This window comes from Psychrobacter sp. UBA3962 (assembly GCF_002385225.1).
Classification (GTDB): Bacteria; Pseudomonadota; Gammaproteobacteria; order Pseudomonadales; family Moraxellaceae; genus Psychrobacter.
Map to the genome: position 1 here is coordinate 1 of NZ_DGDC01000038.1, position 11,921 is coordinate 11,921.

Sequence of the window (11,921 nt, forward strand, 5' to 3'; positions counted from 1 at the left end):
TTTTTTAGAATTGGTATAAGATATAAAGAATAACAATAAGCCCAAGTCAATTGACTTGGGCTTATTGTTTATAGGAGCTGTTATTACCTAAATGTATTTTAGCTGACTAGGATTGATTAAGCACGCTGTTATCGAAATGAGCCATGATGCTCGAGAAGTCTTTTTCGTTGTGCTGTTTGACATGCTCGTCATACAAAGCTGTGGCTTGAGCGCCCATAGGCACTTCAACGCCGATATCCTCAGCAGCTTGCAAAGCTAAATGCAAGTCTTTGTGCATGTGTTGGCTCATAAAGCCACCGGTGTAGCCACGGCTTGAAGGCACTTGCTCTAAAATACCAGGGTAGGGGTTGTAAACCTCTAACGTCCAGTTACGTCCTGAGCTTTGTAGCATAATCTCTGATAAAACCCCTGCATCTAAGCCATTTTTAACCCCAAGGTTAATGGCTTCAGCGGTGCCACTCATTAAGATACCCAACAGCATATTGTTGCAGATCTTAGCGACCTGTCCGGCGCCACTGCTGCCGGCATGAAATATGTTTTTGCCCATGGCCTTTAAAATAGGTTCAGCTCGATTAAAAGCACTGTCTTCACCGCCTACGATAAAGGTCAGGGTACCCGCTTCTGCACCCGCTGTACCACCAGAAACTGGGGCATCAACGATATCAATACCCTTAGCGGTGGCTATTTTAGCCACTTTTCTAGCTTCTGCTGCATCAATGGTGGAGCTGTCAATGACAAGAGTACCACTTGGTAAGTCTGATAATAGTCCTTGTGGCGTCAACTCATTGGCTTCAGCGTCTCCCAAATAAACCGTTTTGACATGTTTACTGGCAGGAAGCATGGTAATGACTACTTGAGCCCCTTTTACCGCTTCTTGTGGAGAGCTAGAGGTGTTTGCACCGGCATCAGCCAGTTGCTGTTGTGCTTGCTCTGACAGGTCAAAGACAGTGACGTTGTAACCGTGTTTTAGTAAGTTTTTGGCCATAGGGCCGCCCATATTACCAAGACCAATAAAAGCTATACGGGTATTATTAGTTTTCTCTGTCATATCATCACTCCTTGATGAGTATATAGGGATAAGTGGCTTTGTATTTTTAATATAAGCTAACTGATAGTTAGCGGGTTAGGGATTGAGCAGCAAATGAGTCTAACCCCAACCAGTCTTCAAAGATGTGTTCACCAGCAGGGTAAGGATTATCAAAATGACTGGCTATATAACGACTGCCCTCGTCATCCAAACACGCCTCTAATGTACGGGACCAGTTCGGATTTTTATCTTTATCAATCAGTAGCGCCCGAACCCCTTCTTTAAAGTCTGGGTTATTGGCACAATGCACGGCCACATTGGCTTCTAGATACAGAATCTGCTCAAGCGAGTAGTCTTTAACTCGGTGATACAGCTCATAAGTCAGAGCAGCGGTTACTGGACAACCAGCGCGATAGGTGGCCAAGGCACGCTGTGCCCATTTGTCTGCAGCAAACTCTGGATCAAGTGTGGCTATTGCTTCATCATCTTGTATTAGGGCATCAATCTCTTTTAGACCACCGCTGACCATCAGCTCTTTGATGGTTTGCCAATATTGAGCCAGTTTACTGGGGGCTAGGTTGACCGACGTGTTTTGTGACAGTGAGGCTAGGCAATAGCTGGTTAGATGACTGGCATTGGTGGTTAAGCCATGAGTGTTTGAGCCTGTCGCCCAGTCCACTTGGCTCAAAGCTTCTATGACTTGAGGATAGCTGTCACTGGGTAGAGCGTACTCGGCAAGACTGGCAAACTGAGCATCGTCGCCATTACACAAAGCGCCGGTTAATCCCAAGAACAAGCCAGTTTTCGCTGGCATACGCTGTAAGAACCAACTGCCAGAAGCGTCTGGGAATAAACCAATGCTAATCTCAGGCATAGCAAACTTAGTGGTCTCGGTCACGATACGGTGACTACAAGCGGCCATCAATCCCATGCCACCACCCATGATGATGCCATTGCCCCATAAAATAAGTGGCTTATTATAAAAATGCATTTGGCGATACAAAGCGTATTCACTACCAAAGAAGTCTGTGGCGTAAGGATTGGGCAGTGGTGGGTTATCAAGCATACTGTCATACAGCTTACGGATGTCACCCCCGGCACAAAACGCTTTGTCGCCCGAGCCGCGTAGTAAAACCGCCACGACTTTGTCATCATTTTGCCACTGCGTAAGCTGCTCGCTCATCAGCTGGCACATATCAACGCTCAAAGCGTTGAGCGACTTTGGAGAGTTAAGGGTCATCTCACCAATCACATGTCCTGAGTCGGTAGTATGAGTGGCAAACAGTACAGAGGCTTCGGTGGAAGCCGTATTTGGTGTGGTGCTATTGGTCATATCGGTCGCCTCTATTTATTCTGCCAAGTAGGTTTACGCTTCTCTAAGAACGCATTGACCCCTTCAGTTTGATCAGCAGTATCAAACAGTTTGACAAAAGCTTCACGCTCATTAATCAGATTATAAGCAGGGGGGGTGTATCGAGCCGATTGCACCAGCTGTTTCGATAAGGTTACGGCAACAGGCGACTGCTTGGCTACCTTTTGTGCCAATTCGGTAGCGACCGCTAAGCCTTTACCTTTTTCAACCACTTCTTCTACCAGTCCAATACGCAGTGCAGTGTCGGCATCGACACGCTCACCACATAAAATCATGCGTTTTGCCCAGCCTTCACCGACCAACCACGGTAGATTTTGGGTACCCCCAGCGCAAGGCAGTAAGCCAACACCGGCTTCAGGCAGTGCCATTACCGCATGTGACTCAGCAATACGAATGTCACAAGCCAAAGCACACTCTAATCCACCGCCCATGGCGTAACCATTGATAGCAGCAATGCTGACGCCGCGGTAATTGGATAGTGCTTCAAAAGCTTCACCGAAGGCAATCGCCATTGAAATAGCATTGCCTTTATCACCATCGGCAAAAGTGTTTAAATCCGCACCGGCTGAGAAAAACTTCTCGCCATCACCATGGATAACAAGCGCATAGACCGAGTCGTTGTCATTTAAGTCTGTCACGAGCTGTTTTAAAGCAGCCAGACTGTCAGCGGTCCAAGTATGGGCCGGTGGGTTATTAAGCGTTAGAGTTGCGACGTGACCCTCAATATTAAGGTCTAAGTTGGTATAGTTTTTCATAGGTTTGCCTTCTATCATTCCGTGTTCTGAGCCATCCGTATTTTTAGCAGTGTTAGGTAAGTTGCTTTATATAAACTACTTTACATAAGCCGCTAGTGGCTCTAAAGGTTTTTGCTAAGTTTAACGTAAACTGTCTAATGCACCGTCACGCATCATGCTACGTGACACAATCACACGCATAATCTCGTTAGTGCCTTCTAAAATTTGATGCACACGCAAATCTCGCACATGACGCTCAAGTGGATACTCATTGAGATACCCATAGCCGCCATGCAGTTGTAGCGCTTCGTTAGCAACCGTGAAGCTCAAATCAGTGGCTAGACGCTTGGCCATAGCGCAGTAAGTGGTAGCGTCACTGTGTTTTTTATCCACTTTATTAGCGGCCAGATACAGCATCTGACGGGCGGCAATGGTTTGAGTCAGCATATCGGCCAGCTTAAATTGCACCGATTGTAGTTCAGCGATGGCACTACCAAACTGCTTGCGCTCTTGCACATAGTTGAGAGCTGTTTCCAATGCAGCTTGAGCGGTCCCTACCGCGCAAATACCGATATTGATACGGCCGCCATCAAGGCCTTTCATGGCAAATTTAAAACCTTCACCTTCACTGCCCAGTAGATTTCTGGCAGGCACTTTGACGTCTTTGAAATGGATGGTGCGGGTAGGCTGAGCTTTCCAGCCCATTTTGTGCTCATTTTTACCGTAGCTGATGCCTTCACTATGGGCATCGACCACAAAGGCAGACACGCCTTTAGGACCGGCATTACCGGTGCGGGCCATAACCACTAAGATATCGGTGGAACCAGCCCCTGAAATAAAGGTTTTTTCACCACTGAGTAGATAGTAGTCTTCGCCATCTTTTTTGATCGCTTTGGTACTCAACGAGCCTGCGTCAGAGCCAGCATTGGGCTCGGTAAGACAGTAACTTGCAAGCAATTCACCACTGACCAATTTGGGTACTATCTCAGCTCGGACGTCGTCTTTGGCATATTCGCCAATCATCCAAGTGACCATGTTATGAATACTGATATAGGCTGCAACCGCGGTGTCGCCCCAAGCCAACTCTTCAAAAACAATAGCAGAATCTAAACGAGGTAAGCCTAGGCCATCATAATCGGGGTTGGTATATAGGCCTAAAAAACCCAGCTCGCCTGTTTTTTTAATCACATCGACGGGGAAGTGACTGTCTCTATCCCACTGAGCGGCATTAGATTTCAATTCCTTTTGGGCGAATTGACGCGCGGTTTGCTGATACGCCAATTGATCATCAGTTAATGTAAAGTCCATATTTTGTTATTCCTATATAAATCGACAGTCGTCTAAGTTTTAAAAGCTTTTCTTGTTTTTTGTTGTTCATTCAAGCAGTTGTTTATATAAGCGCTTTGGGATTATTTAACCCTTTTAGCAGAGGCGATAACCGTGCGCTGATCAAAATGTGCCACTAAAAATATAGAGACCGATACGAGCACGATACCTACTGCCTGAACCTTATAAATATGACCTTCCAAAAATATCAGAGACAGTACCAGGGCTGCAATCGGAATTAAATAAAACAACGTAGACACTTTACTAATGGAGAGCTGACGTATCAACACATAAAGTAGCGTAACGCCCCCGATAGATACCCCAATCGCCATCCACAGCAGAGAGAATATAAACTCTGGTGTCCACATCACAAAATGTTCGCTATAAAACGGCCAGACCAACACACACAGTAAGCAGGCTGCACAAGATTGTAAAAAACCGCCAAATACCAAGTGCATGTCAGCGCAATAATGCTTTTGGTAAACACTACCACAGGCCATTCCTAAAAGCCCCAAGCCTGCCATTAAAAGTCCAATAACATTGGGTGTTTTTAGTCCCCAAAATACGATTAACAGGACTCCGAGTAACCCAATAATTAAGCCAACCCACTGCGCTACCGATACTTTGGCCTTAAAAAATATCTGAGCAAGCACACTGGCCAGTAGCGGCTGAAACGAGATAATGAGTGCGGTTGTCGAAGCAGATAATCCATAATCTATCGCTAAGAACACACCCAGTGAAAACAGTCCCAGAATCAGCATGCCAGCAATAAAGGTATGGATCAGGTCACTGCGAGTGACAGTGAGTTTGGGCTTAACCATTAAATAGACGATACCCAATATACTGGCCGTTATGGCAAATCGCAGCACCAAAAATGAAACCGGGTCTACGAAGGGGAGGCCATATTGAGTCGCAACAAAGCCCGACCCATACAAAAAAACGAATAAAAAGGAGGCAATCAGTGATTTCATTGTGTATAGCCTCCCTTGTGTAGCATTTGTTCTTATAAGCCCTTAAGTCTTAATCGCCTAAGGGCTCTAACACCTTCAATTAGGTAGGCTATACACAGTAGCTTATGGTATTAATGACTACATTGAAATCGTGGTATTAACCTTGCCTTTACTGGCTTCATCATCAAACCAGCGTGCAGTCACAGTCTTGGTCTGGGTATAGAATTGTACTGCCTGCTTGCCGTAAGGACCTAGGTCACCCAACTTACTGGCACGTGAGCCTGAGAAGGAGAACATAGGTAGAGGCACAGGAATTGGTAAGTTAATACCGACTTGACCCACATCAATATCTTGTTGGAATTTATGAGCCGCAGCACCTGACTGAGTAAAGATAGCCGTACCATTCCCGTTCGGGTTGGCGTTGATGATCTCAATGGCTTTATCAAGTGAGTCTGCACGCATGATGCACAGCACAGGGCCAAAGATTTCTTGGCTGTAAATCTGCATATCAGTAGTTACGTTATCAAAAATCGTTGGACCCACGAAGTTACCGTCTTCATAACCTTCAACCGTGATGCCGCGACCATCTAACAGTAATGTGGCCCCTTCATCGACGCCAGATTGAATCAGACGCTCAACACGCTCTTTGGCTTGCGGACTGATTAGAGGACCTAAATCTTTATCATCTTTACCTGCCGCGACCACTAGGCCTTCTGCTTTGGCTTTAATGTCCTCAACCCAAGCGCCTGCTTCGCCAACCAGTACCACTACCGATAAGGCCATACAGCGCTGACCAGCTGCGCCAAATGCAGCACCAGCCAATTGGTTTAAAGTTTGTTCTTTATTGGCATCGGGTAGGATTACCGCATGGTTCTTCGCGCCCATCATACACTGTACACGTTTGCCCGCTTTGCTTGCACGGTCATAAACGTGATGGCCAACATTAGTTGAGCCCACAAACGAAACCGCTTTAATATCGGGATGATCACAGATGGCATCTACTGTAGGTTTGCCACCATGGACCACGTTTAATACACCCTTAGGCACACCCGCTTCTAAGGCCAACTCTACCAAACGTAGGGTAACCATTGGGTCTTGCTCTGAAGGTTTTAAGATAAAGGTGTTGCCAGTGGCAATCGCCATGGGGAACATCCACAAAGGAATCATGGCAGGGAAGTTAAACGGAGTGATACCGGCACAAACCCCCAATGGCTGCCAGATGCTATAAGTATCAACGCCATTAGCGACGTTTTCAACGAAATCACCCATTTGTAGGTTGGCAATACCAGCAGCATGCTCTACCACTTCTAGGCCGCGGAATACATCACCACGAGCATCGGCAATGGTTTTGCCTTGTTCAGAGGTTAATAGCTCAGCCAGCTCATCCATGTGCTCACGGATAAGGGCTTGATAGGTTAAAAAGATACGGGCGCGGGTGTTGATAGGAGTTTTGCGCCAAGTCTTAAAGGCTTCTTTGGCGGCGGCTACAGCTTCGTTGATTTCATCGTCGGTGGTTTGTGGCACTTTGGCGATAACTTGTTGGGTAGCGGGATCGGTTAAATCAATCCATTGTTCGGTTTTTGAGTCAACAAATTCGCCATTGATGAGCTGTTTTACGTGATGCATGAGATATCCTTATCTTCTTAATCTAATGAGGCATAAAAACGAGTCTTTATTCTGCCTATCGGTAAAAATCCTTTAATAATGATAAATAACGTATCATTATAACTTTTGATTACTATAGCAATGCAATTGGTAATCGGTCAAGAAAAAGTTGTTAAATATTGCGTATTTACCAAGAGCATTGCTTTTCTGTTTTTTTATTTTCATAGGGGTACTACGTCTATCCCCTTAATAGCTGTCTAAGGCTGCCTTAACCGCATCGATAGCAGTAGGATCTTCAAGTGTCGACATATCGCCGGTGTCCTTGCCCTCTGCTAAGGCGCGAATGGCACGACGCAGGATTTTGCCCGAACGGGTTTTGGGCAGTGCTTTAGGGAAGTAAATGGCAGCCGGTCTGGCCAGTGCCCCCAGAGACTTGGCAACCACGCCCATGATTTGCTGCTCGACACGGAAACGGCCTTCGGTATCTTCAATAATAGAGGGGTCACGCAGGATACAAAACGCAATGGGTAGCTCGCCTTTAAGCTCATCCTTGATACCCACTACGCCGACTTCAGCCACTTCTGGGTGTTCACTAATGGCAGCCTCAATTTCTTGGGTGCCCAAACGATGGCCGGCCACATTAATGACATCGTCGGTACGACCTAAGATATGATAGTAGCCGTCTTCATCGATCATTGCATAGTCAGAGCTTGAATATTGCTTGCCATCAAATAGGTTGTAATAACTCTTGATAAATCGCTCATCATTGCGCCATACCGTGGTTAAACAGCCAGGGGGTAGGGGGGCTGCAATGGCAAGCAGTCCTTTCTCGCCAGGTTGGCAGGGCTCCCCGGTTTCTTCATGTAATACTTTGGCATCATAGCCGTACATCGGATAGCCTGGAGTGCCGGCTCTATGCGGCTTATGATTAAACTTAGGCACATGGCTTAAGATGGGCCAGCCTGTCTCAGTCTGCCAGTAATGGTCGATAATCGGCACTCCTAAATGTCCTGATAACCATTCACCTGTGGGCTCATCAAGAGGCTCACCGGCTAAGAAGAAGGATTTAACGCTGCTGGTGTCATAACGGGTTAGCCAGGTTTCATCTTGCTTCTTAAGCATACGCACGCCCGTTGGCGCGGTGAACAAAATATTGACCTTGTTGGCCTCCACAATACGCCACCAAATACCTGGGTTTGGATTGTGCGGCAGGCCTTCGTACATAATACTGGTTAGCCCAGTGAGTAGGGGAGCATAGATAGTGTAAGAGTGGCCAACTGCCCAGCCAATATCGGAGATGGCCCAAAAAGTCTCTCCCGGATTGCCGTCATAGATATAGTCCATGGTGGTGGCCAACGCCACAGCATAACCGCCTGTATCACGTTGTACCCCTTTTGGTGTGCCGGTTGTGCCTGAGGTATACAGTAAATATGACGGCTCATTGGATTCTAGCCAAACCGGCTCAACCACGGCGCGATTGTCACAACTGATACGTCGCTCGGTGGCGAAATCGATATCAATGGGCTGAGGCTCAAAAGGTAAAATACCACGGTCAACGACCAATACCTTTTCAGGTTTATGATTGGCTTGCTCAACCCCTTGATTCACTAGATTTTTATAGTTAATAATTTTGCCGCCTCGTAAGCCGGCATCAACAGTGATCACCATTTTGGCTTCAGAGTCATCAATGCGCACTGCCAAGTTGTGGGCTGCAAAGCCGCCAAATACCACAGAGTGAATCGCCCCAATGCGAGCACAGGCTAGCATGGCGTAGGCGGCTTCCAAAATCATCGGCATATAGATAACAACGCGATCCCCTTTGCCAACGCCTAAGCGCTGAAGGACATCAGCGAAATAGTTCACTTCTTTATATAGGCGGTTGTAAGTTAAACGGCGCTTGGCATAATCGGTATAAAATTCAACATGATTGTCGAGAGCTTTAAAGGCTTCTGCCACACCGGGATGGTTGTCTAAAAGCTCTTGGTTAATCTCGGAAGACACCCAGACGAAGGCATCTTGTTCTGCCCGTGTCTCTAAATGGCGATCGACACAGTTATAACATAGGTTGGTTTCACCGCCGACAAACCATTTGGCAAAAGGCAGTTTGCTGTCATCTAATATTTGCTCGGGCTGTTTGTGCCAATAGATACGCTCGGCTTGTTTTGCCCAAAAATCGTTTGGGCTTTTAATAGAGCTGTTGTGAAGGTCTGAAAATGACTCGGTTGAGGTAGCGGTATAAGTGCTATTGGATTGATTCATGAGGCTGTCCTTAGCTATAAAAAGGGAGAATTGGGCCAAAAGTTAGCCCAATTGCTTATTAAACTAGCAGTCCTTGCTAGGGTGATATAAAAGGAATAATAAAAAAACCTGATTATAAACTTAGTACAATCGTTGATTTTTATTAACGATACAAAACATATCGTTTTATTAGTGTTTTAATCTAACAAAGTTGGTCACTATTGGTCAACCTAATTATTAATCTCTGTGAGGAAATAATTAAGGCCACCTTGTATAAAGTGCTTTAAGCTCTTTGCATCGGTGTTTTTATCATACCAAAAGCGGCAATAAATAAGGCCAATATTTGGACCGCTATTAACAGCATAACGGTGGTTGACCACTCGCCATAGGCGTAAGCCAGTCCACAAGCCCAAGCTCCGGCAGTACCCCCCGCATAATACCCCATATAATATAGTCCTGATGCCAGCGAGCGGCCTTCACTGACATTGGTAGCAATATAACCTATGGTTGCCGACTGGGTAATAAATACGCCAGAGGACATGATGGATAAGCCGACAATGATTAACCATAGCGGCGAGGTTAAAGTGATTAACACCCCCAACATAGAGAGTAATACCGCAACAATAATGGTGCGCGCCGAGCCAAAGCGTTGTATCAGCTTGGTGGCTAGGGGGGTGATCACTACTCCGATAAGATAAACCGCAAAGATATTGGCCAATTGACCGGTAGTTAATTGATAAGGGGCTTGCGCCAGGTGTAGGTTGATAAAGGTAAAGCAGCCCACCAATGAGAACAACACACAAAACCCAAGTAGAGTGGCAGAGACCACGTAACGATTGGTTAGATGACGCGATAGGGTGCCCAAGGCGGTTCGAAATTTGGGACTGGGGACGAAGTTTTTTGAGGTGGGCAAGGTCTTGGCCACCCATAAAGCCCCTGCTAAAGTAACCGCAGCCATCACGTAATATCCAGAGCGCCAGCCTATCCATTCGTGCAGATGCCCTAAGATAAAGCGGCCTAGAAATCCCCCAAGTACTGAGCCTGATACATAGTAGGCCATTAATTCTGCTATGGCACTGCCTTTAAACTCCTCTCCCAAATACGCGATGGTCACCACAGTAATGCCGGGTACCGATAGGCCTTGTAAGAAGCGCCAAACCGTCAGGGTATGTATGTCATCACTGCCCGCTATTAACGCCGTTGGTACTGCCAAAAATAGTAAGGCACCCACAATAAGCGATTTTCGACCAATGGCATCCGATAGCATGCCCAAAAAAGGCGACATTAAAGCAACCGCCATCACAGTCGCCCCAACCGCCATCCCCACTTGTACTTCACTGGCATTAAAATCTTGCATCAATACCGGCAAGATGGACTGAATAGAATAGACCTGTAAGAAAGCAAACATGCCAATCAGCATGGCTGTAGCCTTAAGCACAAAGCTGGGCACAGTACTTGCGGTGTTGGTCACAGAGGAAGGTGGGGACTGGGGAGAGGGCGAGCTGTTTTGCATAAAATGACCAGTTTATATTGCAGTAGGACACCTCGAGCTATCGAAATGTCCTCGCTTAGGATAGAAGAGCTTAAATTTTTGGTTAATTGTATAACTCTCTAATAAAGCAAACTATTGTTTTTGCGTATTTTTTGCATTACTTGCATTAATAGGGAGTTATTTAAATAGGAAACTATTTAGTCGACGTCTTTTTGGCGGCGGCTTTTTTCTTCGACTTGGCCAGCCATCGTGTGGTTTTGTGCATCACTGGGCCATAGTTAGAGGGAAAGACGCGTTGTATCAAATCAATTATTTTAGCATCATCGCCGATCAAGCAACGGGCTTGATTGTTGGCTGCAGCCATCAAGATAATTTTCGCTGCCATATCGGGATCAAATTTAAGCAGTTTGTTAAAGTTTTTTAGGCCTTTAGCGCCGGTTGCCATGCCTAAAGTACCAATACTCTCATTACCGCGGGCATTGTTGGCAATATTGGTTTTAATGCCCCCAGGATGCACTGAAGTAATGGATATGCCACTACGTTCTATATCCAATTCTTGGCGCAGGCTTTCGTTAAAGCCGCGAATGGCAAATTTACTGGCGTTATAGGCCGATTGTGCGGGCCGAGCAATCAGTCCAAAAAGACTGGAGATGTTGATAATATGACCATTTTGAGTTTTGTTGCTTTGCTGCACACTTTGCTTAATAAGGGGCAAAAAGGCCTTGGTGCCATACACCATGCCCCAGAAGTTAATGCCCATGACCCATTCAATCTCTTCAATACTTTCGCCTTCAACGGTCGAAGATAATGCCACGCCGGCATTATTGAAAATAAAGTTCACTTGGTTATGCTGCTGCATAACCTCATCGGCCCATTTAAAAACGGCCTGTTTGTCAGACACATCCAGCACTTCAGTAGTGACGTTGACACTATACTGTTTTAATAGTTGTTCGGTCTCTGCTAGATTTTCGGCATTGATGTCAGACAAGGCAAGGTGACAGCCAGCTTGGGCTAAGTTTAGCGCTAACGCGCGGCCTATGCCTGAGCCGGCACCGGTAATGGCGGCAACATGTCCAGCATAGAATTTAGTGAGTAGGGACTCATCGATATGGGGTGCCATAAGCGGAGTGATGGGCGATAAGCGCTGTATTAGCGGCTGGGTAAGCTGATTTAACAT

Annotated in this window: 9 protein-coding genes; all 9 read right to left on the minus strand. The window is 46.2% G+C overall.

Features of this window, described 5'->3' with window-relative positions; translation table 11 throughout:
• Positions 1 to 106 precede the first annotated feature (106 nt).
• The 9 genes from mmsB to B3S92_RS09035 all read right to left on the minus strand — a co-directional run bounded on the left by mmsB (position 107) and on the right by B3S92_RS09035 (position 11,864).
• Entirely contained in the window at positions 107 to 1,072 is a 966-nt protein-coding gene (gene mmsB, locus B3S92_RS08995; protein WP_296205312.1) for a 3-hydroxyisobutyrate dehydrogenase, read from the minus strand.
• Between the two features lie 43 nt (positions 1,073 to 1,115).
• Positions 1,116 to 2,360 (minus strand): enoyl-CoA hydratase/isomerase family protein, encoded by a 1,245-nt coding sequence (locus tag B3S92_RS09000; RefSeq protein ID WP_296205129.1) that lies wholly within the window; start codon positions 2,358 to 2,360, stop codon positions 1,116 to 1,118.
• Between the two features lie 11 nt (positions 2,361 to 2,371).
• On the minus strand, positions 2,372 to 3,154 hold the full coding sequence (locus B3S92_RS09005) for an enoyl-CoA hydratase (protein WP_296205130.1): 783 nt from the start codon (positions 3,152 to 3,154) through the stop codon (positions 2,372 to 2,374).
• Between the two features lie 120 nt (positions 3,155 to 3,274).
• On the minus strand, positions 3,275 to 4,441 hold the full coding sequence (locus tag B3S92_RS09010; RefSeq protein WP_296205133.1) for an acyl-CoA dehydrogenase family protein: 1,167 nt from the start codon (positions 4,439 to 4,441) through the stop codon (positions 3,275 to 3,277).
• Positions 4,442 to 4,542: 101 nt separating this feature from the next.
• Complete coding sequence (locus B3S92_RS09015) at positions 4,543 to 5,430, minus strand: DMT family transporter (RefSeq protein WP_296205136.1); 888 nt, start codon at positions 5,428 to 5,430, stop codon at positions 4,543 to 4,545.
• 117 nt (positions 5,431 to 5,547) lie between these two features.
• Complete coding sequence (locus B3S92_RS09020; protein ID WP_296205140.1) at positions 5,548 to 7,035, minus strand: CoA-acylating methylmalonate-semialdehyde dehydrogenase; 1,488 nt, start codon at positions 7,033 to 7,035, stop codon at positions 5,548 to 5,550.
• Between the two features lie 225 nt (positions 7,036 to 7,260).
• On the minus strand, positions 7,261 to 9,273 hold the full coding sequence (locus B3S92_RS09025) for a propionate--CoA ligase (protein ID WP_296205144.1): 2,013 nt from the start codon (positions 9,271 to 9,273) through the stop codon (positions 7,261 to 7,263).
• A 262-nt stretch (positions 9,274 to 9,535) separates the two neighbouring features.
• Entirely contained in the window at positions 9,536 to 10,660 is a 1,125-nt protein-coding gene (locus B3S92_RS09030) for an MFS transporter (RefSeq protein WP_414707021.1), read from the minus strand.
• A 277-nt stretch (positions 10,661 to 10,937) separates the two neighbouring features.
• Positions 10,938 to 11,864 (minus strand): SDR family NAD(P)-dependent oxidoreductase, encoded by a 927-nt coding sequence (locus B3S92_RS09035; protein WP_296205317.1) that lies wholly within the window; start codon positions 11,862 to 11,864, stop codon positions 10,938 to 10,940.
• Positions 11,865 to 11,921 lie beyond the last annotated feature (57 nt).

Coding starts and splice junctions, on each gene's coding strand:
- B3S92_RS09000 (WP_296205129.1), bottom strand. CDS start 2,360: ATGACCAATAGCACCACACCAAATACGGCTTCCACCGAAGCCTCTGTA.
- B3S92_RS09005 (WP_296205130.1), bottom strand. CDS start 3,154: ATGAAAAACTATACCAACTTAGACCTTAATATTGAGGGTCACGTCGCA.
- B3S92_RS09010 (WP_296205133.1), bottom strand. CDS start 4,441: ATGGACTTTACATTAACTGATGATCAATTGGCGTATCAGCAAACCGCG.
- B3S92_RS09015 (WP_296205136.1), bottom strand. CDS start 5,430: ATGAAATCACTGATTGCCTCCTTTTTATTCGTTTTTTTGTATGGGTCG.
- B3S92_RS09020 (WP_296205140.1), bottom strand. CDS start 7,035: ATGCATCACGTAAAACAGCTCATCAATGGCGAATTTGTTGACTCAAAA.
- B3S92_RS09025 (WP_296205144.1), bottom strand. CDS start 9,273: ATGAATCAATCCAATAGCACTTATACCGCTACCTCAACCGAGTCATTT.
- B3S92_RS09030 (WP_414707021.1), bottom strand. CDS start 10,660: ATGTTTGCTTTCTTACAGGTCTATTCTATTCAGTCCATCTTGCCGGTA.
- B3S92_RS09035 (WP_296205317.1), bottom strand. CDS start 11,864: ATGGCACCCCATATCGATGAGTCCCTACTCACTAAATTCTATGCTGGA.